Annotated in this window: 24 protein-coding genes; 14 read left to right on the forward strand and 10 right to left on the reverse strand. The window is 59.1% G+C overall.

What is annotated here, in order from left to right:
• The first annotated feature begins 7 nt into the window (after window positions 1–7).
• Genes BMY38_RS08720 through BMY38_RS08745 form a run of 6 tightly spaced genes read left to right on the forward strand, consistent with a single transcriptional unit; the run spans window position 8 to window position 6,353 of the window.
• On the forward strand, window positions 8–193 hold the full coding sequence (locus BMY38_RS08720) for a hypothetical protein (RefSeq protein WP_092761883.1): 186 nt from the start codon (window positions 8–10) through the stop codon (window positions 191–193).
• Window positions 190–1,398, forward strand: coding sequence for an acetate/propionate family kinase (locus BMY38_RS08725; protein ID WP_092761885.1), 1,209 nt, complete (start codon window positions 190–192; stop codon window positions 1,396–1,398). The genes BMY38_RS08720 and BMY38_RS08725 overlap by 4 nt, the downstream gene beginning before the upstream one ends.
• A gap of 3 nt (window positions 1,399–1,401) precedes the next feature.
• The gene (locus BMY38_RS08730; RefSeq protein WP_092761887.1) at window positions 1,402–2,430 is read left to right on the forward strand and encodes a bifunctional enoyl-CoA hydratase/phosphate acetyltransferase; all 1,029 of its coding nucleotides are present in this window, start codon (window positions 1,402–1,404) and stop codon (window positions 2,428–2,430) included.
• Window positions 2,427–3,242 (forward strand): enoyl-ACP reductase FabI, encoded by an 816-nt coding sequence (gene fabI / locus BMY38_RS08735; protein WP_245737551.1) that lies wholly within the window; start codon window positions 2,427–2,429, stop codon window positions 3,240–3,242. The genes BMY38_RS08730 and fabI overlap by 4 nt, the downstream gene beginning before the upstream one ends.
• Before the next feature lie 48 nt (window positions 3,243–3,290).
• Window positions 3,291–5,726: a copper-transporting P-type ATPase gene (locus tag BMY38_RS08740; RefSeq protein WP_281243213.1), complete on the forward strand. Its 2,436-nt coding sequence runs from the start codon at window positions 3,291–3,293 to the stop codon at window positions 5,724–5,726.
• Between the two features lie 15 nt (window positions 5,727–5,741).
• Window positions 5,742–6,353 carry a type 1 periplasmic-binding domain-containing protein gene (locus BMY38_RS08745; protein ID WP_139204682.1) on the forward strand — a complete coding sequence of 204 codons (612 nt, stop codon included), beginning with the start codon at window positions 5,742–5,744 and terminating at the stop codon, window positions 6,351–6,353.
• A 315-nt stretch (window positions 6,354–6,668) separates the two neighbouring features.
• Here the strand turns inward: BMY38_RS08745 and BMY38_RS08750 are convergent, their stop codons facing one another.
• The 5 genes from BMY38_RS08750 to BMY38_RS08770 all read right to left on the reverse strand — a co-directional run bounded on the left by BMY38_RS08750 (window position 6,669) and on the right by BMY38_RS08770 (window position 10,418).
• Window positions 6,669–7,994 (reverse strand): APC family permease, encoded by a 1,326-nt coding sequence (locus BMY38_RS08750; RefSeq protein WP_092761891.1) that lies wholly within the window; start codon window positions 7,992–7,994, stop codon window positions 6,669–6,671.
• Window positions 7,995–8,146: 152 nt separating this feature from the next.
• Window positions 8,147–8,533: a DUF302 domain-containing protein gene (locus BMY38_RS08755; protein ID WP_092761893.1), complete on the reverse strand. Its 387-nt coding sequence runs from the start codon at window positions 8,531–8,533 to the stop codon at window positions 8,147–8,149.
• Between the two features lie 189 nt (window positions 8,534–8,722).
• Window positions 8,723–9,208, reverse strand: a complete 486-nt coding sequence (locus BMY38_RS08760) for a c-type cytochrome (RefSeq protein ID WP_139204683.1) — start codon at window positions 9,206–9,208, stop codon at window positions 8,723–8,725.
• 141 nt (window positions 9,209–9,349) lie between these two features.
• The gene (locus tag BMY38_RS08765; RefSeq protein WP_092761895.1) at window positions 9,350–9,682 is read right to left on the reverse strand and encodes a YncE family protein; all 333 of its coding nucleotides are present in this window, start codon (window positions 9,680–9,682) and stop codon (window positions 9,350–9,352) included.
• Window positions 9,683–9,809: 127 nt separating this feature from the next.
• A complete protein-coding gene (locus BMY38_RS08770) occupies window positions 9,810–10,418 on the reverse strand; it encodes an RNA polymerase sigma factor (RefSeq protein WP_092761897.1) in 609 nt (202 codons plus the stop codon).
• A 609-nt stretch (window positions 10,419–11,027) separates the two neighbouring features.
• Here BMY38_RS08770 and BMY38_RS08775 point away from each other — a divergent pair.
• The 3 genes from BMY38_RS08775 to BMY38_RS08785 all read left to right on the forward strand — a co-directional run bounded on the left by BMY38_RS08775 (window position 11,028) and on the right by BMY38_RS08785 (window position 12,320).
• Complete coding sequence (locus BMY38_RS08775; protein ID WP_139204684.1) at window positions 11,028–11,510, forward strand: hypothetical protein; 483 nt, start codon at window positions 11,028–11,030, stop codon at window positions 11,508–11,510.
• Between the two features lie 117 nt (window positions 11,511–11,627).
• Window positions 11,628–11,918, forward strand: coding sequence for a CBS domain-containing protein (locus BMY38_RS08780; protein ID WP_092761900.1), 291 nt, complete (start codon window positions 11,628–11,630; stop codon window positions 11,916–11,918).
• 9 nt (window positions 11,919–11,927) lie between these two features.
• Entirely contained in the window at window positions 11,928–12,320 is a 393-nt protein-coding gene (locus tag BMY38_RS08785; RefSeq protein WP_175495817.1) for a CBS domain-containing protein, read from the forward strand.
• Window positions 12,321–12,532: 212 nt separating this feature from the next.
• Here the strand turns inward: BMY38_RS08785 and BMY38_RS08790 are convergent, their stop codons facing one another.
• The 3 genes from BMY38_RS08790 to BMY38_RS08805 form a co-directional block, all read right to left on the reverse strand.
• Window positions 12,533–12,769, reverse strand: a complete 237-nt coding sequence (locus BMY38_RS08790) for a YrhK family protein (RefSeq protein WP_092761904.1) — start codon at window positions 12,767–12,769, stop codon at window positions 12,533–12,535.
• A 123-nt stretch (window positions 12,770–12,892) separates the two neighbouring features.
• Window positions 12,893–13,903, reverse strand: a complete 1,011-nt coding sequence (gene cydB / locus BMY38_RS08800) for a cytochrome d ubiquinol oxidase subunit II (RefSeq protein ID WP_092761908.1) — start codon at window positions 13,901–13,903, stop codon at window positions 12,893–12,895.
• 10 nt (window positions 13,904–13,913) lie between these two features.
• Window positions 13,914–15,332, reverse strand: a complete 1,419-nt coding sequence (locus BMY38_RS08805) for a cytochrome ubiquinol oxidase subunit I (protein ID WP_092761910.1) — start codon at window positions 15,330–15,332, stop codon at window positions 13,914–13,916.
• Window positions 15,333–15,775: 443 nt separating this feature from the next.
• Here BMY38_RS08805 and BMY38_RS08810 point away from each other — a divergent pair, with 443 nt between their 5' ends.
• The 3 genes from BMY38_RS08810 to BMY38_RS08820 all read left to right on the forward strand — a co-directional run bounded on the left by BMY38_RS08810 (window position 15,776) and on the right by BMY38_RS08820 (window position 18,195).
• Window positions 15,776–16,006, forward strand: coding sequence for a hypothetical protein (locus BMY38_RS08810; RefSeq protein WP_092761912.1), 231 nt, complete (start codon window positions 15,776–15,778; stop codon window positions 16,004–16,006).
• 144 nt (window positions 16,007–16,150) lie between these two features.
• Window positions 16,151–17,497: a phospholipase D-like domain-containing protein gene (locus BMY38_RS08815; RefSeq protein WP_092761914.1), complete on the forward strand. Its 1,347-nt coding sequence runs from the start codon at window positions 16,151–16,153 to the stop codon at window positions 17,495–17,497.
• Between the two features lie 5 nt (window positions 17,498–17,502).
• A complete protein-coding gene (locus BMY38_RS08820) occupies window positions 17,503–18,195 on the forward strand; it encodes an endonuclease/exonuclease/phosphatase family protein (protein WP_092761916.1) in 693 nt (230 codons plus the stop codon).
• 222 nt (window positions 18,196–18,417) lie between these two features.
• On the opposite strand, the gene BMY38_RS18090 is transcribed toward BMY38_RS08820, so the two are convergent.
• Window positions 18,418–18,576: a hypothetical protein gene (locus tag BMY38_RS18090; protein ID WP_175495818.1), complete on the reverse strand. Its 159-nt coding sequence runs from the start codon at window positions 18,574–18,576 to the stop codon at window positions 18,418–18,420.
• 122 nt (window positions 18,577–18,698) lie between these two features.
• On the opposite strand from BMY38_RS18090, the gene BMY38_RS08825 reads away from it, so the two are divergent.
• Window positions 18,699–19,481 carry a 3-hydroxybutyrate dehydrogenase gene (locus tag BMY38_RS08825; protein ID WP_092761918.1) on the forward strand — a complete coding sequence of 261 codons (783 nt, stop codon included), beginning with the start codon at window positions 18,699–18,701 and terminating at the stop codon, window positions 19,479–19,481.
• A 219-nt stretch (window positions 19,482–19,700) separates the two neighbouring features.
• Here BMY38_RS08825 and BMY38_RS08830 read toward each other — a convergent pair whose 3' ends face one another.
• Complete coding sequence (locus BMY38_RS08830) at window positions 19,701–20,306, reverse strand: DedA family protein (RefSeq protein ID WP_092761920.1); 606 nt, start codon at window positions 20,304–20,306, stop codon at window positions 19,701–19,703.
• Between the two features lie 526 nt (window positions 20,307–20,832).
• On the opposite strand from BMY38_RS08830, the gene BMY38_RS08835 reads away from it, so the two are divergent.
• Window positions 20,833–21,177 (forward strand): UPF0104 family protein, encoded by a 345-nt coding sequence (locus BMY38_RS08835; RefSeq protein WP_092761922.1) that lies wholly within the window; start codon window positions 20,833–20,835, stop codon window positions 21,175–21,177.
• Window positions 21,178–21,244 lie beyond the last annotated feature (67 nt).

Below are 21,244 nucleotides of genomic sequence, written 5' to 3' on the forward strand. Positions count from 1 at the left end.
ACTGCAAATGCAATGGGTTGCCGAAAATTGGCTGCTGCTGGCCGTGGGCGGCGGAATGATCGCCATGCATCTTTTTGGCCACGGCCATGGGCACAAGGGCGGGGACAAATCCACACATCCTGGCCCGACCGAAAAGTCAGAAGCATCTGGCATGGAAAAAACTGACCAATCGGATGAAAGAAGGCATCAATGACTGAACAAGTCATCCTGACCCTCAATGCGGGATCTTCGTCACTCAAATTCGCGCTGTTCACTGCGGCCAGCCAGCCAAAACGGCTCTGGTCGGGGGCGATCGACCGGATCGGGATGCCCAATACCCATTACCAGCTCAGCGATGCGCGCCATACCGTCGTCGTCGATGAACCGGGCCATCTGGGTGACCACGATATGGCGCTCACCCGGTTGCTAGGCGCCATCGAAAGTCTGCCGGGGGGGCTGGACCTGGTGGCCGTCGGCCACCGGGTCGTGCATGGCGGGCCGGACTGCGACTGCCCAAAGCGCGTCACGCCGGCCCTTCTGGCCCGGTTGCGTCGGCTGACTCCGCTTGCCCCGCTGCATATGCCACCCAATCTGGCGGGAATCGATGCGGTTCGCAAAACCCGTCCCGACCTGCTGCAGGTGACCTGTTTCGATACCTCCTTTCACCACGATCTGCCCCATCTGGCCCGGATGACGCCCCTGCCCCGCGCCTATGCCGATGACGGCATCCGGCGTTACGGCTTTCATGGTCTGTCCTATGAATACATCACGGAGACCCTTCGTCAGGACGGCGTGGATACCGATGCAGAACGCATTATCATCGCCCATCTGGGCAATGGCGCGTCGATGGCCGCGCTCCGGGGTGGTGAACCTGTCGAGACCAGCATGGGGTTCTCTACACTTGCCGGTCTGCCGATGGGCACGCGCACCGGTGACCTTGATCCCGGTATAATCCTTTTCCTCATGCAGGAAAAAGGCATGTCAGTCGATGACATCGCCGATCTGCTTTATCATCAGAGCGGGCTTCTCGGGGTTTCGGGTCTGAGCCGCAACATGCAGGATCTTCTGAGCAGCCATGAAGCCCCGGCAGCGGAAGCCGTCGACTATTTCTGTTATCAGGCCAAGCTCCAGCTGGCGCGACTGACCGGTGCGCTTGGCGGGCTCAACCGTCTCGTGTTCACCGGCGGTATCGGCGAGAACTCGGCCGAGATACGCGGACGTATCTGCGCCGGTCTTGGCTATCTCGGGATCGAGGTGGAAAGCGGCGCGAACAAGGCGGGCCAGACGGTGATCTCGAAATCGGGAGCGCGCGTGATCGTCGAAGCGCGCGCGACGGACGAAGAAAAGATGATCGCCCGGCATGTCGCGGCGCAACTGGCCTTCCATCCGGTGTCACATCGAACCGGCACGGAGGGTTGATCCATGACCGTGCACCCTGAAAAACTGCAACATCTGATCGACAGGGCAATCGGTCAGGAACCCGTGCGCGTCGCTGTCGTCGATGCCGCGCAATCCGTGGTTCTGGAAACCCTGCGGGACGCCACGCGTGCCGGTCTCGCCGAACCGCGGCTGATTGGCGACCCTGAGGCGACGCTGCGCCTGTGTCGCGCCCTGGACTGGACCCCTGATCCCGACTGGTTCATCGCCGCCCGGTCGGATGCCGAAGCCGCAGTGATCGGAGTGAAGCTGGTGCGCAGCGGCGATGCCGATCTTCTGATGAAGGGCAACATTCACACCGATATCCTGATGCGGGCCGTTCTGGACGGCGCGACCGGACTACGTTTGCCTGATCGTCGGTGCAGTCACGTCTTCGTGGTCGATATTCCAGAGCATGACCGGCTGATCGGGATTACCGATGCGGCCATCAATATTACCCCCGATCTCGCCGCCAAGGGCGAGATTTGCCAGAATGCCGTCGATCTGTTTCACATGCTCGGTGTGGCCGAACCGCGCGTCGCGGTCCTTTCGGCGGTCGAGACGGTGACAGCCAGCATCGCCTCGACGCTCGATGCGGCCTGCCTGACGCTGATGGGGCGGCGCGGTCAGATCACCGGCGCATATTTCGACGGGCCGCTGGCCTTCGACAACGCAATTTCGCAACGCGCCGCCGCCGAGAAAGGCATTCTGTCGGAGGTGGCAGGCCAGGCCGACATCCTGCTGGTGCCAGATCTGGTGTCGGGCAACATTCTTGCCAAGGCGCTGGAATATCTCGGCGGCGCAGTCGCAGCCGGTGTCGCCTTGGGCCTTTCGGCCCCAGTGGTGCTGACGTCGCGCGCCGATCCCGCCCCTGCGCGGATGGCGTCGCTGGCGATTGCGGCGCTGATGTTGCGTCACAGCAAGGTGCAGAAGATGCCGCGCCCGTCAGCAGAGACAAGCGTCGCCGCCGCCCCCCAACACAATCCTGCCTGTTGCGCGCCCGGCCTGACAGCAAACCAAGCAAAGTTGGCATGATGACGGTTTCAATCCCTTCACCTGACCCCGGCAAGTTGCTCGACATGACGGGCAGGAAAGGCCTTGTCGTTGGCATCGCCAACGAAAGCAGCCTGGCCTGGGCGTCTGCGCGCAATTGTCATGCCGCGGGCGCGGAGCTTGCGGTAACCTATCTCAATGACAAGGCGCGGCGGTTTGTGGAACCCCTCGCGAAGTCCATAAATGCGCCGATTCTGTTGCCCTGCGACGTGACTCAAGAAGGCCAGCTGGAGGCAGTGTTCGATACTATCACCAAGACCTGGGGTCAGCTCGATTTTCTTGTTCATGCCATCGCCTGGGCTCCCATGGGCGACCTGCACGGACGGCTCACGGATTGTTCGGCAACTGGCTTTGCGCAGGCGATGCAGGTGTCGTGCCATTCCTTCATTCGTATGGCCCGGCTCGCGGAGCCGCTGATGACGCGGGGCGGCAGCCTGACGACGCTCAGCTTTCTCGGGGCCGAAAAGGTCGTGGATCACTACAACCTGATGGGGCCGGTGAAGGCCGCGCTGGAAACGTCCGTGCGCTATCTGGCACATGAACTGGGTCCGAGTGGCATCCGCGTCAACGCGATCTCCGCCGGGGCGGTCAAGACCCGCGCGGCCTCGGGAATTGAACATTTCGACGAGCTGATCCGCGAGACGGAAACCAAATCACCGCTGCGCCGCACCGTGACCGCTGACGAGGTGGGACGCGCCGCCCTTCTTCTGGCCAGCGACCATACAACCGGCATCACCGGAGAAATCCTGCATGTCGATGCCGGATTCCACGTCGATGGCATGATCTTTCACTGAACACAGACCTGCGTCACGGGCGCGGAACAAGGACCGGAAGGACACAAGATGAACATCAACAAAGGCAGTTTGGCAAAAGCCAACGACGCCCATGACAATTACGATACCGTTCCGGAGGGGTATTCTGGCACCGTTTATACCTGTTCGATGCACCCCGAGGTGCGCAGCACCGAAGAAGGATCTTGCCCGAAATGCGGTATGTTCCTGACGCCCGAGGGCGAAGCCGCGGATCATGGGCATCACGGTCATGCTGACCACGATCATTCCAGCCACGACCACTCCAACCATGGTCATGCACATGGTGCGGGGAAGGCGGATGCGAAGGGCGGCGAATACGACACCGTGCCCGACGGGTACAATGGCACGATCTATACCTGCCCGATGCACGCGCAGGTGCGCCATCCCGGCCCCGGGTCCTGTCCAATCTGCGGCATGGGGCTGGAGCCTGAAACAATCAGCCTGGAGGAAGACGGTCCGAACCCGGAACTGGTCGATTTTACCCGACGCATGTGGGTCGGCGTCGCACTGACGATACCGCTGCTGATTATCACTATGCCAATCTATTTGGGCTATCCGCAAATCCGTGAATTCTTTGGCGAACAGACTTCGCTCTGGATTGAGGTGTTGTTGTCCACGCCGGTCATTCTGTGGTCTGGCTGGCCGTTTTTCACCCGTGGTTACAATTCGTTCCGCACGATGAACCTGAACATGTTCAGCCTCATCAGCATGGGTGTCGGCGCGGCCTTTATTTTTTCGATGGTCGCTGTTCTCATACCCGGCATATTTCCTGACGGATTCCGCGATCCGGAAACCGGCGCAGTGGGCGTCTATTTCGAGGCCGCCGCCGTCATCGTCACGCTGGTCCTGCTGGGCCAGGTGATGGAGCTGCGCGCCCGCGAAGGCACCGGCAAGGCGATCCGGGCTTTGCTCGACATGGCCGCCAAGACGGCGCGGGTGATCCGCCCCGACGGCACCGAAGAGGAAGTCGAGATGGACCAGGTGCAGTTGGGCGATCACCTGCGGGTGCGGCCCGGTGACAAGGTGCCGGTCGACGGCGTCGTGGTCGAAGGCCGCTCGTCGGTGGACGAGTCGATGATCTCGGGTGAGCCGATCCCGGTCGAAAAAACCGAGGGAGACAAGCTGACCGGTGCCACGATCAACGGCACCGGCAGTCTGGTGATGGAGGCCACGCGCATCGGCGCCGACACCATGCTGAGCCAGATCGTGCAGATGGTCGCCAACGCGCAGCGCAGCCGTGCACCGATCCAGAAATACGCCGACAAGGTCGCGGGTCTGTTCGTGCCGGTGGTCATCGGTGTCGCCATCCTATCGTTCATCATTTGGGCTATCTGGGGGCCGGAACCTGCGCTGGCCTATGGCCTTGTCTCGGCGGTTGCCGTCCTGATCATCGCCTGCCCCTGTGCGCTTGGCCTGGCCACGCCGATGTCGATCATGACCGCGACGGGGACCGGGGCGCAGATGGGCGTCCTGATCAAGAACGCCGAAGCTCTGGAGCGGTTCGAGAAGATCGACACGCTGATCGTCGACAAAACTGGCACGCTGACCGAAGGTAAGCCGAAACTGGTCGCGGTGCTGCCCGACAAGGGCCATGACGAGGCCGAAGTGCTGCGTCTTGCCGCATCACTGGAACGCGGGTCGGAACACCCGCTGGCCGAGGCCATCGTGCGCGGCGCCGAAGAGCGCGGCGTCGAGTTGGTCAAGGCCGAAGATTTCGAGGCTATCACCGGCAAGGGCGTCAAGGGCATCGTTGACGGCAAGGCCGTCGCGTTGGGCAATGCCGCGCTGATCAGGGACATGGGGCTGGACAGCGGCGCGTTGGTGGGCACCGCAAATGCGCGGCGCGACGAAGGCGAAACGGTGATGTTCATCGTGCTGGACGGGGCCATCGCCGGGCTGGTCAGTGTTGCCGACCCGGTCAAGGAGACCACGCCAGCCGCGCTCAAGGCGCTGCACGAACTGGGCTTTCGGATCATCATGGCGACCGGCGACAACGAACGCACCGCGCAGGCCGTCGCCAGCCGCCTGGGCATCGACGAGATCCGGGCCGACGTGCTGCCTGAAGACAAGGCGCGCATCATCCGCGAGTTGCAGGATCAGGGCAGGAAGGTCGCCATGGCCGGAGACGGCGTGAACGACGCCCCTGCCCTTGCGCAGGCCGATGTCGGCATCGCCATGGGGACCGGCGCGGATGTGGCGATCGAAAGCGCGGGGTTCACATTGGTAAAAGGCAACCTCGACGGGATCGTGCGGGCACGAAAGTTGAGTCTTGCGACCATGGGCAACATACGGCAGAATCTGTTTTTCGCGCTGATCTACAATGCGTCCGGTGTTCCGATTGCGGCCGGTATCCTGTTTCCGTTTTTCGGCATCCTGATCGGCCCGATCTTTGCCGCGTTCGCGATGAGCGCATCGTCGCTGTCGGTGGTTCTCAATGCGCTACGGCTGCGACGGTTGAAGTTTTGAACTGGAGTTTGTTCGATGAGGAAACCTGAATCTATGCGCCCGATCCGCAGTGCTGTGGGCGGGGTGCTGGCGACCTTTCTTTTCGCCACGATGCCGATTGCCGGTGCGCAGGCGCATAGCTTTTCGCTGGGCGTTTCAGCGGATGGATCAGACCTGCCAACAGCTCTCGACTCCGCGATCAAGGGCATCTTGCTGGCCACTCGGGAGCGGGACAGCCACGCGAACGAAACTTCGGACGGCCACCTCGGCGGGCTTGATGTTTTCCTTGTTCCCCTGCCGACCGAGGCCGCGGCAGACATTGATGGACTCCGGGACGTCAATCGACGACCCATCGACATCGCGGTCCTGCTCGGCCCCGGTTCCGGGGACGATCAGGATCTGTCGCAGCTTGACCCGCAAACTGTCGTCGTCCGGCCTGGCAGGATCGTCAGTGAACCGACGGAGGCCGGCCGCGACTTTGAGACCCGGTTTATGACGGCTTATGGTCTGCGCCCAAATCGAGCGGCGATCGAAGGCTATAACGCAGCGCGACGGGTCGACCTGGCATTGCGCTCGACGAATGGCGTTGCCGACCGTCCGGCGTTAATCGACGCGCTGACAGCCACAGCAGACGGGATCGAATGGTGAATTCGAAAACTCTGCATGGCAAAATCCAGAGCATCAAGATCACGCCGCCAAGGACGCTTGCACAATACGTTGGAAACCGCGCTTCGGACTGATTGCCGACCCGCTTTCCCGACATCAACTGGGGAACCGCGGTGTCTCGGTTCGCCAATTTCCCGGTTGCAATCGTATTCCTCAAGCGATGGCTCTACCAATGATGCCGCACGTCATCATGGGGCCAAGCGCACTGAAGGCCGCGACAGGCATAAGGCGGCGCGAACGGCCTCGCTCGCAGTAATCCAGCTCGCAATAATCAGGTGCCGACAGATGGGCAAATATTCAGTGATCGCTTTCGGAATTTGGCGCGATCCAGCGTGACAGAAAAAACCGCTCGTAGACAAAAACCGTTGTAATCCCAACCACTGCATAAAGCACGATCATAGGATCCGATCCCAGCTTCATCGCCGTGAATGCGATCAGGACAATTGCGTCGAACGCTATTGCGGACAGCAGGATCGCTGCGTTTGCACCAACCTCTTGTCGTAAATATCGCAACACGCCCCAATGCACCAACATATCCATGATCAGATAGAAGAACACGCCAAGCGAGGCGATCCGACTGAGATCGAAAAACACCGCCAGCAGTGAAGCAAGGACGACAGTATAGACCAGCATGTGGGTGAGGATCGGGCCGGACATTCCAAAATGGCGGTGCGGTATCATCTTCATGTCCGTCAGCATTGCCAGCATTCGCGACACGGCAAAAACGCTGGCCAACACTCCGGAGACTGTGGCCACCGCCGCCAGAACGACGGTGAAATAGAATCCGAACTGTCCAAGTGCCGGCGCCGCCGCCTCGGCAAGCGAATAGTCCTTGGCAGCGATAATCTGGTCGATGGACAGGTTCGACCCGACGGCCAGCGCGACCAGCAGGTATATTACGACGCAGATCGCGATCGAGATCACGATGGTCAGCCCGACATTCCGGTGCGGATTGGTGATTTCCCCGCCACTGTTGGTAATCGTCGTGAACCCCTTGAACGCCAGGATCGACAGCGCCACCGAGGCGACAAAGCCGGTAATACTAAACCCGTCAGCGTTGTTGCTGGCCTCTGGAAAGCCGAACCCACCCGACCACAGAGCGACGATGCCGAACAATGCGATGCCTCCGATCTTGATTGCCGCCATGACGATGGAAAGAAGTCCGACGGACCGGTTGCCTGAAACGTTCACGAGAAATGCAAACAGGATCACCGCAACCGCCAGTATCGGCACCAACGGTCCACTCGTGATCTCGAACGGGCGAAGGACATAGGTGGCAAACGTCCGTGCCACGAGGCTTTCGGATATCACCATCGACAGCGCCATCAAAAGTGACGCGGCAGCGGCAATCGCGCCCGGACCATAGGCCTTTTGCAGGATCATTGCGATTCCGCCCGAAGACGGCCAGGCATTCGACATCTTGACGTAAGTGTAGGCGCTGAAAGACGTAACAATGGCCCCAAACACGAATGACAAGGCGAAATATGAACCAGCGAGCTGCGCGATCTGGCCGGTCAACGCAAAGATCCCCGCGCCGATCATTACACCCGTGCCCATACCGACCGCGCCACTCAGGCTGATGGAGCCCTTTTGCATCGCATCGTCGCCGCTGGAATGTGTCATATGTCTGCCTCGGTTGATCTGTTCTGCGTCTGAGTATCGGATTCTCGTACCGCAGAAAATCTGATTGTCCGGCCGAACTGCGCACACCAAACAAACGCCTTCATACCGGGAAGCGGATTGCTACCCGGTACGCTTTGGTGAACTATGATAAATCAGATCGCCTGAACCACGCTGCGCAACATATCGCGAACTTGTCCAGCCACATGCTGCAATTGGTCATTGTCGATTCCGGCCATCGACGCTTGCGGATCGACTGCCGAAATTTCGACCCCGGACGGAATCTCTCGCAGGATGACATTACATGGTAACATCGCGCCCACGCGTGGCTCCAAACCGATCGCTTGCCATGCCATGTCGGGATTACAGGCGCCGAGGATCAGGTATCCCGGCATGTCCTTGCCGATTTTCTTCTTCATCGTGGCCTTGACGTCGATTTCGGTCAGAACGCCAAAACCCGCATCGGCAAGCGCACTTCGGACACGGCGCTCGACATCATAGAGGGAAGCATCATGGATGGTGCGGTTGATCGTATAGCTCATAGATTTTTCCTCATTTTCGCAGATACTTGACCAATACAGCTACACCAAGACAACGAGAAACAGGATCTACAGCATCCATAAACTGCCAAGACCCACACCAAAACCTGGCATACTACGGCTCCTTTCTAACTTTCAGAAGGCAACCACAGGCCCTGATCTGGTCGCAGAAGCCAAATGTTTTATACCGGACTAATCATGCCCCTCCTCATCCGCGTCCTTGTCTTCTACATGAACCATCATCGCTTCAATTTCTTCAGGGATATCCGCTTCGGAAAATTTTGCCTGTTCTTCTGCGTCGTGAACAAATGCAATGATCGCGGCCAGTTCTTCGCCGGTCAGGTCGATCACGTCGCCAAGCTCATCCCGCTGCAATTCGACCATCGCCTCTGCACCGCGCCACATGCGTGCTGTAAATTCGAAGGGGTTCATTGGGGAGTCCATGAATTCTGCGTCCAGCATCGGCGCATCGACCCCACCGACCCCGTTGATTGAATGGCAGACAACGCAACCCTTCGACGCGAACAGTTCGCGGCCTTCCTCTGCGTTCATCTCAGGCAATATCAATCCCGATGCCATCATTTCCATATTGGCACCATGAATATCGGCAAAAGATGGCCCCGCGAATACCGCAAACAGAACAGCAACAGGGAGCGATTTACGAATTGTAACAATCATTATAAAACTTCCTTTCATACATGGTTCCCAGGATCAGGGACTTGCCAGAATATCGTTGAACTGCCATTCACGTGGCAATATGCTTTCACATTCTAGCGCGAAAAAGCAATAATTACGCATCCAATACTGCTCGAAAGAACATCATTGCACAGCCACTATCTCATGTCCTTCGCCTTCAATCGGAAAATCTCCTACAGGTGTCAGTGTTGCCTCATCAATGATCCAGACCTTCGATTCGGCTCGTGACGAGACATAGAATGTGCAGGTTCCAGGAATGGTGGTCAGATGATATGGCTCCGAAGATAAGGGAGCAGTTGTCACATCACCCGTCGAAAGTGCCACTGCCGCAATCTTGTCCTCGCCTCGACCGGCAACGTATAGGCTCATTCGATGATCCGACAGGTCCATCCCGTGCAACTCGCCACCAATGGCAAAGCTGCGCGGAACCGAACCATCATTCAGAAGCAGCTCCATCACATTGCCCTCGTCCGCATCGATGGCATAGAGGATGCATGGTTGGTTTTGTTTTACCTCAACATTTTACACCTTCATTATGGACTTTTGGTCTCTCAAAACATAAGGCTCTATGCGTCGTCCACTCTCAGGCTGGAATTCTATTTCCTAAGGAGCCTTTCAGGGAATGATCAGAGCCACACTGCATAAACTTGCCGGCGCCGCAAAGAGGGCAGATTTCGGTTATGCGTTTCTTCAATTCCGCCCTGGCACGATGGACGCGCACGCGCAAAGCATTCTGACTGACCGCAAGGTCAGCGGCGATCGCAATACGAGGTTCCTCCTGCAGATCCAGTCGTGTCAGCAATTCGATCTGCGCAGGCTCCAATTCTTTCAAGGCCACTGAAATGCATCTGCAAACAGTATCATCTACACCCTCGGTTTCCGGTTCCGTTAGTTTGGCCTCGTTCGCATAGGCGTCCGCCCATGCTTTTCGCGTTGCCTGTCGCCGGTAGTGATCGGTCAGGGTGTGCCGCAAGGTGATACCCAGCCAGGCATCCAGCCGCTCGCCGTTCTTGATAGAGGCGTGATTACGAAGAACTTTGAGACAGAAATCCTGAAAAACGTCCTCGGCATCCTGCGGGTTTCTCAGGCGCTTGCGAAGGAACCCCAGGAATTTGTTGCGGCATTCGACAAGCTTTGCCTCAGCGTCACGGCGCGAAACGTTCGCTGATCGGTGCTTCTGTTCAATGAACATTCTTCACTCCTATTACGTGATTTCGTGCCGCGCCGAAAAACCGATGCCGACGGTCATCCCTGAGAAAAGTAAGGCAGACAGAAAAGCCGAACGCGCGCCTTGATGGTCGGTAGGCTCTTAAGAAAAGTGGGCAGGAAGGTTTTCGAAACCTGCCAGAGTCCTTCCGCCGACCGGCAATCGCGACGCTGAGGCTACGGCCCTGATGGCATTTCGTGTCCGGTGCGGGCGAAACGGCACCGTCATCGGCGAAGACCCTGTTTGCGACGAAAAGACGGGCGGTTGCAGGGGCAGAACACGATGATCCGTAACGGGGCGCCGTCGCAAATGCAGAGATGGCACACGCCGGGACCGGGCCTGCTCCCGCTGGCACTGCGAAACCCCGATCTGTCTGCGCGAATCTGAACATGCGTCCATACTTTCCTGTGCTGCATGCAGATTTAGGCCCTAGGTCGGTGCCAGGCTTTGATTTGAGTCAATCTTCAAACCCATCAAAAGCCAGAGGGGGCACGCAGGCCTCGCCCACTGCCACGTGACTGTTCACAGCGGGACTTTCAGGATAAGGCCACTGTGTTCCCTATCTTGTTCTGCATTGAAAACATCAGGTTCCATATGCCCGCACCCGTAGCGCTTCCCCGCCGTCTGCCGCCAGAGCTCGACTTCCTTGTCCTGTCATTCCTGGGGCATTTCGCTTGGGAAATATTACAGTCCCCGCTGTTCGCGAGTCTCAGCCAGGTCGATCATTTCAGCGGCATCGCCATATGCCTGAAGGCAACGCTGGGCGATCTGGCCATTGCGCTGGCGGCTTTCTGGAGCGCCGCGCTTGTAAGCAAAGACCGAAATTGGGTTGCGAACGCTGGCAGTACCGCAATTGTCGTTTTTTTCGCGACCGGGTTGCTGGCAACCGTTGGTCTCGAATACCTCAACACCGAAGTGTTGGGCCGTTGGTCCTATGACGGAGTGATGCCGACCCTCCCGGTCCTTGGCACCGGGTTGTCTCCGATCCTGCAATGGATTTTTGTGCCCCTCTTGGTGCTATGGTACATGCGTCGACTGGCGGTCGGGACTGTCGATCTTGGCCACCATGCGCGCTGACGCTTTGTGCCGAACCGGTAATGTTTCATGGCTTGGCGCGTCTTCTGATCAATAGCCCCGGATACAGCAGTTGACTGTACTGAAGTCGAAAAGTAGCGCGCAAAAGGCGAAACAAGCATGAACGCATCAGATATCATGACGAAAACGGTCATAAGCGGAAGGCCGGACACAACCGTTGGACAAGCCGTCGAACTGATGTCGCAACACCACATCAGCGCCATTCCCGTCCTCGACGACAAGAAACGGGTCGTGGGCATCGTGAGTGAAGGTGATTTGATGCCCCGCGTTGAAGGAGAAAAAGGCCAGAGCCGGTCTTGGTGGCTGTCACTTTTTTCCGTGTCCCAGGCAAATGCCAAGAGCTTCGTATTAAAGCACGGTCAGCACCTCAGGGACATCATGACCACATAAGTCATTACCGTGTCGTCCGATACACCCGTTGGAAAGATTGCCCGATTGCTTGAAAAACGGCATATCAAGCGTGTGCCGGTAATAGACGATGGCGAGTTGGTGGGCATCGTAAGTCGCGCCAATCTGCTGCAGGCAATCGCAGCACATCCCGTTGTGCACATCCGTGCAGATGCGGACTTGGATGAAAAGCGTAACGTCGTTTTGGGTGCACTGGCCCAGGTGCCAGGATTGAACCCGGTTCATCTGAACGTCATCGTGGCAGACAATCGCGTTGACGTCTGGGGCATCGTGAATTCCAAAGACGAAGAAGATGCGGCCAGAGTTGCGCTGGAAGCGATTGACGGAATTGGAGAAGTGTCTATCAATTTGGGTCGAGTACCCGGCTACGCCTGGGGCATTTAAGGTCCCGGACCACATTGGAAATTCCGGGACTTGCGCTGTCGAGGCTGCGCGCCGAAGCCTGATTTACCAGACCTGGGCGATAAGGTGGCTACGGTTAACGTCAACTGCACGATCTGCCCGTTCGATAAAACACTGAAACCTGCGATCCGAGCAAGGATCGACTGCCTTCTAAAGAGCCGTGCTTCCCAGAATGGTCACGCAGTTTGGCTGCATCAGCGGCGATTTGCTGCCTTTTCACGCCGTTCGTAGACAGATTTTGCAACCTCGCCCATTGCACCGACAAGCATAAGGGTCGAACCCAGCACAAACATCCAGACTGCCAACGTCTGCCATGACGAAAACACTTGAAAAAACAATACCGATCCCAGCAAAAACAGCGTGTTGCCAGTAACCGCTATCGTCAGGTGCCAATGGCGGTATTCCCGCACGATAAGTTCAATTCCTGTCATTCCACCCTCATGCTATCCAGAGCCGCAGACCATAGGCGACCCCGGCCACGGCCACGACGCCCGCCGCCCAGAGCAGGATGAACCACAAAAGGCGATACCAGAACGGGCGTTCGGACGCAGCCATCAGTGATACCCTGCATCAATATCAATCTTGCCGCGGAACACCCAGTAGGCATAGGCCGTATAGGCCAGAATGATCGGGATCAGGATCGACACGCCCACAAGGATGAATCTCTGGCTGATTTCGGGGGCCGCCGCCTGATAAATCGTGATCGCGCCGGGCACGATAAAGGGGAAGATCGAAACGCCCAGCCCCACGAAGCAAAGCCCGAACAGAGTCAGCATCAGCACGAATGGCCATCCGTCCCGGCGCGCCGCCAGCATTCTGAACAGCAGGATCGCGACGCCCACAACGGCAAGCGGCACAGGAGCGACCAGCAGGATACGCGGCCAGGCAAACCAGTTCTGCCAATAGGCCCCCTCCAGAAAGGGCGTGACCGCGCTGACAAGGGCGATCGCCCCCAGCGTCGCGATGACCAGGCCGGGTGCCAGTGCATAGGCGCGGTCCCGAAGGTCGCCCGTCGTCTTCAGGATCAACCATGTCGCGCCCAATGCCGCATACCCCACGACCACAGCCGCCCCCGTGAGCATCGTGAAGGGCGTGAGCCAATCCCACCAGCCCCCGGCATAGGCCCGACCCTCGACCGTAATGCCCTGCAACACTGTCCCCAGGGCGATCCCCTGCCCCAGAGCGGCGACAAGCGAACCGCCGGTGAAAGCTATGTCCCACAGGAATTGGCCCCGTTTCGTACGCCAGCGAAATTCGAAAGCCACGCCCCTGAATACCAGCCCCAGCAGCATCGCGATGATCGGAGCATAAAGCGCAGGCATCAGAACGGCATAGGCCAACGGAAACGCCGCGAAGACCGCACCGCCGCCCAGCACCAGCCAGGTCTCATTGCCATCCCAGACCGGGGCGACCGTGTTCATGATGACGTCGCGGTCCTGTGGTTTCGGAAAAAACGGAAACAATAACGCCACGCCCAGGTCGAAACCGTCCATCACCACATAGAGGAAGATCGCAAAGGCGATGACGAAGGCCAATATGGTCGCCAGGTCGGGTATAAGTGTCATCGTCACGCTCCTATTCTTCCTGCGAAATCATCTGGTCGGGATTGACGGCGGAGGCGGGCGTTATCCCCGCGGCCCGCACCGGCTGCCCACTGGTCAGTCCGGGTTCATGAGGCTTCGGCGCGACATTCATCAGCCGCAGCAGATAGAAAGAGCCCGCCGCGAACACGATGCCGTAGACGACGATGAATGCCACGAGCGACGCGCCGACCGCCGGGGCCGCAAGCGGTGAGACGCTATCGGTCGTGCGCAACGCGCCATAGACTGTGAACGGCTGCCGCCCGACCTCGGTCGTGACCCATCCGGCCAGCACGGCGACGAAGCCGGTAGGCCCCATCACCAGCGCCAGATAATGCAGACCCCGCCAGTCATGCAGACGCCCCCGCCAGCGGGCCAGCAGACTGAGCAGCCCAAGGCCCAGCATTGCAAAGCCCAAGGATACCATGATCCGGAACGACCAGAACACGATCGGCACCGGCGGCCAATCTTCCCGTGGAATGCTGTCCAATCCGTTCAGCGGCGCATTCAGGTCTCTCTTCAGGATCAGCGAAGACAGCTTGGGAATCTCCAGCGCGTAATCCACGGTCCCGGTCTCCATGTTGGGCCATCCGAACAGGATCAGGGGGGCGCCATCGGGATAGCTCTGGAAATGCCCTTCCATCGCCATGACCTTGGCGGGCTGATATTCCATTGTATTCAGCCCGTGTTCGTCACCCGCCAGAATCTGAAGCGGCGTAACCAAGACCAGCATCCACATCGCCATCGAGAACATCTTGCGGGTTTCCGCCCCCGCACGCCCGCGCAGATAATGCCACGCCGCTACCCCGCCCACGACCAGTGCAGTCGTGAGATACGCGGCGAGAACCATGTGAACCAGCCGGTAGGGGAACGACGGATTGAAGATCACATCCAGCCAGTCCAGTGGCACGAACTGCCCGTCGGCATTGGTGGTGAAGCCTGTGGGCGTCTGCATCCAGCTGTTGACCGACAAAATCCAGAACGCGGACATCAGCGTGCCCACCGCGACCATCAGCGTGGCGAAGAAATGCAAACCGCGCCCGACCTTCTTCATGCCGAACAGCATCACGCCCAGAAAACCGGCTTCGAGGAAGAATGCCGACAGTACCTCATATGCCATCAGCGGCCCGACGACCGGACCCGCCTTGTCGGAAAAGACCGACCAGTTGGTTCCGAACTGGTAGGACATCACGATGCCCGACACGACGCCCATTCCGAAGGCGACGGCGAAAATCTTGATCCAGTATTTGAACAGGTTCAGATAGACGTCCTTTCCGGTCTTGAGCCACAGTCCCTCGAGCACGGCGAGATAGCTGGCCAAGCCGATGGAAAACGCCGGAAAAATGATGTGGAAAGACATCGTGAACGCGAACTGCATTCGCGCCAGCAAGACAGGGTCGGCAAAAGAAAACATCAGGCACACTCCAGTTTTCGGGCGGAGGCAGGTGTGATCGGATCGGCCCCGATGCGACAACGGCTCCCTGCGGAAAAAGGGTCGTCTCCGGGGTATGTCTTTTCCGCAGCACAGACATAGGCAACAGGTCAAGCAAGCGGTATGCGACAAAATCGTTCAGGATAACCGTGTGATCATCCCTGCTGCGGCATGCCATGACGGACCGCCCGCGCTGATCAATGTCAAACCGCTCCCTTTCATGCTGGGGAATTGCGGCTCCTCCAGAAACACAGACGGTCGGGACCGTTCGCCCAGCCTACATGAAACAGCCCAAGCATTGCATAGTTTTCCGAAGCACTGGGTTCGGTCGATAAGCGACCCGGCCCCGCCATTCCGCCTCCGGTCTTTCTGTCAGGTATTCTGACAGGTGCCTGACATCTCGTTTCCTTCCGTGCTGCAGGGAAATGACTGCATCCGCCATTTCGATAACATGCCGCGATCAGTGGAAGATGTTCATCGCCGGTCTGTGCCTGGCACCGGCCAGCCTCGCTTTCGGCGCGCTGATCGCAGAGGATATGTCCGGCGGCGTGATCGGGGTGGCCCAGGTCGGTGCGCCACCTCGCAGCATGCACGACAGGCCAATGACGACCCGACAGGCGAAATACCGGACCGCAAGGACAATGGCGCGCGGATGAACACCCGGTGGGTGGCGGTATTTCCGCATGCGATGTTGATCGTTCGGTCCGTCTGCGGTCTTATGTCCATCACGTCAGTAAAGCGCGCGTCATGACCCGAATGATCTGTCACACCCCAGCGATTCAGAGAAACGGGGCGTGTCGATGACCTGGCTGGCTTCATACGGGCTGATCATCCTTCTGGTTATTGCGACCGGGATTGCCATGATCTTCGTGTTGCAACAACGGCGTACGCCGCAATCCGCATCGGCCTGGGTACTGTTCATCCTTCTGCTTCCCTATGCCGCGATCCCGCTTTTCCTGGCACTCGGATTTCGCAAACAGGGATCGAGATTTCCGCCGATCCGCTTCAATAGCGTCACATCATCCGTCACCGACGCGCACCCTGTGGCGCAGACATTCTGCCAGTTCGGCATTCCCGGTCCGTCCGATGGAAACGCCATTGCGTTGAATATCGATTCAGCCACCGCCAGAGCAACGCTGTTCGAGACGATAGAAGCAGCGACGGTTCGGCTCGATATCATCTTCTATCTTCTGGCCAATGATGCGACGGCGCACGATTTTATCGCGGCGCTGACACGAAAGGTCCGGCGCGGCGTTGCGGTGCATCTGGTCCTTGACCGGTTGGGCACGTTGCGTGCGCCTCGGGCAGCGTTGGACGAACTCACTGCGGCAGGGGGTGAGGTCCGGTATTTTTCGCCCTTTCTGCATCCGCCTGACAATGGACACATGAACCTGCGCAACCACCGCAAGATGGTGATCGCTGACCGTGAACGGGTCTGGGCGGGCGGGCGCAACATCGGCGACGAATATCTGACTGATCGGAAGATCTGGATCGACATGGGGTACGTTCTGCGCGGACCAGCCGTGCAGACGTTTCTGGATGTCTTCACCTCGGACTGGGATGTGACCGGCAAGACCATCGAGCCTCTGATCTGTCAGTGTGCGCCTATGGGCCCGGCCACGGTGCAACTTGTTCCGTCGGGACCGGATACACCGCTGGATGCGCTGCACGATACGTTGGTGAACGCGATCCATCGGGCGCGGCAGAATGTCTGGATCGCGACCCCCTATTTCCTGCCGACCGACGCGCTGGGCCAGGCACTGGCCACGGCCGCCCGGCGCGGGCTCGATGTGCGGATCATGCTGCCCGAGCGATCGAACCAATGGACGGCCGATCTGGCGCGCGGGGCCTATCTGCGCGACCTTGACGGCGCGGGCTGCCGTATCCTGCGCTTCACCCCAGGAATGCTGCATGCCAAGGTCGGGGTGATCGACGACATGGCATGGGTCGGCTCGGCGAATTTCGATGTGCGCTCCATGCTGTTGAATTTTGAAGCCGTACTGATGATCTATGACACAGACACGGTGTGCGGGGTGCGCGACTGGTTCGAGGCAGTGGCCTCCGATTGCACGGCGGGCATTGTCCGACCGGGCCTGCTCCGGCGCATCGCCGAGGGCGTATTCCGGCTGGGGGCGCCGATCCTGTGACCGACATGACCTTACGCATCGCCACCTACAACATCCGCAAGTGCCTTGGCACCGACCGGCGCCGTGATGCCCAGCGCACGCTTCGTGTGATCGAAAGACTCGATGCCGATATCGTCATGCTGCAGGAGGCCGACATGCGACTGGGCCATCGCCCACCCGCATTCTCGCCGCACCTGTTGCAGGCGCACGGGCTGCGCCATGTCGCCTTCGACCATGGCCGGGACAGTCTGGGCTGGCACGGCAATGCCATTCTGATCCGCGACGAGATCGAGGTGCTGTCCACTGACCACGCGGACCTTCCGGGGTTCGAGCCACGCGGCGCCGTACTGGCCGAACTTCGGTATAAAGGGCGAGATATTCGCGCAATCGGCGTCCATCTGGGCCTGCTGCGCCGATCACGTCGCGCGCAACTGACGGCATTACAGCAATTCTCGCGGCATGATGATGCCAAGCCGACCGTTCTTGCAGGTGATTTCAATGAATGGTTCGGCGCGGCGCATCTGACGGCGATGGGTACGGCGCTCCGGTTGCTGCCCGCGCCGCCCACGTTCCACGCCCGGCGACCCGTGGTGGCCCTCGATCGGATCGCCGTCACCCATCACTTCGAGTCTCACGGTGTCGCCGCGGCCCTGACCCACGATACCCGACGGGCCTCCGATCATCTGCCGCTTGTTGCCACGCTTGATCTGAAGGATTGACATGGATGCCCCTTTCCCCGGCCGAAAAATGCACCACCCTCGTGCCCGTTGTGCGGCGGCGCCCGAACTGTCGGCCCCCAACACATCATGGCTTAGGGGTCTGGCGCAGGACGACGGTCGACTTTCCTGCCCGGACTCTGAACCTTGGCTTTGCAGTTGCCCTGGCAAGACGATGACCTGAGTTGTCGCGATCGTGCATTTCGAAATTCAGGCAGATCATTTTCACGCGCCGATTTTCAGGGCGGTAACTTCGCCATGGATCATGGAGGGAACCCGGATGGCGGTGGTCTTGTTGAGGTTGTCATGTTCATACACGCAAGTCAGACCAATCTGGTCTGTACCATTCTGGTTGACCGTGCCGGTCTGGCCGTCATTCGCCACTTTACGAAGAACCTGAATCCGGCAGAGATATGGTCCCTGCGTAAGGATACTTCGGGCCAGACGGTTGGATGTCTGTCGCCCGATCAACAAAGTCTGCCACCCCGCAGTCAAAGGAGAATACCATGAACCTCAACGGAAAAGTCTGCATCATCACCGGCTCTGCCAGCGGCATCGGCAAGGCGATTGCAGAACGCTATGTCGCGGATGGTGCCAAGGTTGCCATTGCCGACCTGCGTCTCGACGCGGCCAAGGCGACCGCAGAAGAACTGACCAAGAACGGCAAGGGCGAAGCCATCGGTGTCGAGATGAACGTGACTGATGAGGCGCAGGTGAACGCCGCTGTGCAGCAGGTCGTCGATCATTGGGGCGGCGTCGATGTGCTGGTGTCGAACGCCGGCATCCAGATCGTCCACAAGCTGGAAAACTTTCCCTATGACGACTGGAAAAAGCTGCTTTCGATTCATCTGGATGGCGCGTTCCTGACTTCCAAGGCGGTATTGCCGCATATGTACAAGGCAGGGTCCGGCTCGGTGATCCTCATGGGGTCGGTCCACTCCAAGGAAGCTTCGCCGCTGAAATCGGCCTATGTGACCGCCAAGCACGGCCTGCTGGGCCTCGCCCGCGTCATCGCAAAGGAGGGCGCGGAACATGGCGTGCGCGCCAATGTGATCTGTCCCGGCTTTGTGAAAACTCCGCTGGTGGAAAAGCAAATTCCAGAACAGGCAAAGGATTTGGGCATCACCGAGGAGGAGGTGATCAACGACATCATGCTGGGCGGCACCGTCGACAAGGAATTCACCACCGTCGAGGATGTAGCCGAAATCGCGCATGTCTTCGCCGCCTTCCCGACAAATGCCCTGACCGGCCAGTCGATGATCGTCAGCCACGGCTGGTTCATGGAGTAACCGGCTTCGGCGGGCCGCCACCCTGTCAGAATGTCAGCGGCGAATGGAACGCTGTCACCTTCGCGTCCATGGCATCCGCCTTTTTCGGATGTGTCAGACTGATCACTGTTAACGTTCTGTGATGGCCCGCCATATCCCTTAGACCTGTCCGGCTAACCTTGCGGGACAGTGCGACATATTCGTGGAGGTTGACCTGTGTTTCCAGTGATCTCTATGCCATCAAGGATCGGATGGCATGTCTGACGTCCTGCGTCGGCGCAGACGAAGATATCCGAAGATCAGAGCGCCGATCAGAAGTGGCACGACAATCGCCACCAGCACCCCGATGTGCCGACCGATGTAGGGCAGGATCGTGACCGACTGTCCAAGCCTGTAAGCCAGTATCGCCCAGAATCCGACCCAAAGCGCAGCACCGAGCATGTTGGACAGAAGGAACGTCAGCCAATGCATGCGCGCGCTTCCCGCGACCAGCCCGTTCAGTTGACGCAGCAGCACGACAAAACGCGCAACGATGACCATCAGCGGACCATAACGCGCGGTAATCGCCTCGACCTTGGCGAAACGACTTTCGGTGATGCCGAAGCGGGCACCGTATGTCAGCAAGACCTGCCGCCCGTATCTGCGCCCAAGAAAATAGCCTATGTTGTCCCCCAGAACGGCGCCCAGCCAGGCCGCGATCACCACCTGCCAGATGCTGATCTGTCCGGTGCCCGCGATTGCGGACGACAGGATAAGCGCGCTTTCCCCCGGCACGGGAAGGCCCAGCGTTTCCAGGGTCAGCGACAAGAACAGAACGATCGGGCCGTATTGGTCGACCAGGGTCATTATACTGTCGCGTATCCAGATCAAGGGCTTGATCTCCCCTGTGGAAACCGCTCCACTGTTTTGCCCATTCCCGCAATGCCTTGGAGCATTACTGGCAATCTGGCACGGTCAGACATTCTCTTACTCCCTCATTCTTGGAACATATGGCGGACGATGACCTGTCAGGGCGAAGGTTGCAAATACCCAGCGGGGCAAACCGACAATACTCAACCGATAGCAGCGTCATAACGCAACGAGCGCTCGTCTTTGGCCCAGATCTTACCTAGCGACGCGGACGGTCGGAGCATTGCCGCAAACTGCACGGATCGAGATACATAGGATAGCAGAGTGACGCCAATGGTCACCCCGACCGACCTGACTGTCTGGAGCAGGATCATACCGCTCCTTCCCTATGTCATGACGACCGTATTGTTCGCCACGTGTTTATTGCGGTCAATAAATTGCTCACCCCTGTCGGTCCGGTGCAGATAATACGGCAGGTCCGGGGCACACCCGGTGACATATCATCGCGCTGGCCCTGCTGTGTGTGGCGGGGGCTTATGCCCCACTGATCGGCTATGACTGGTCCGCGCTTCGCCATATCGGCAAGAGCGTCCCGTTTTCCGCCGTCACGACGGGCGGTTTTCTGGGATATGCCATCGGCAATACCGTCGGTGCAGGCCCGGTGACGGGCGGAGCGGTGCGGTATCGCATCTATTCTGCGCTTGGCCTGTCGGGCTATGACATCGCAGCAATCGTCCTGTTCGGATCGCTGGCGTTCGGGCTGGGCGCAACGATCATCGGCTTCGGTGCGCTGGTCTGGCATCCCTATGCGCTCGTTCCGCTGGTGCCAATAAACCCGCACGGGGTCGGCGGGAAAGCCAGTCGGTAGAAAGACCTGCGGTCCGTCGACATGGGGCAGGCCTTGACCATCCCGTCGGGGCTGTGTTTCCCCCTTC

This window comes from Jannaschia helgolandensis, assembly GCF_900109285.1.
Classification (GTDB): Bacteria; Pseudomonadota; Alphaproteobacteria; order Rhodobacterales; family Rhodobacteraceae; genus Jannaschia; species Jannaschia helgolandensis.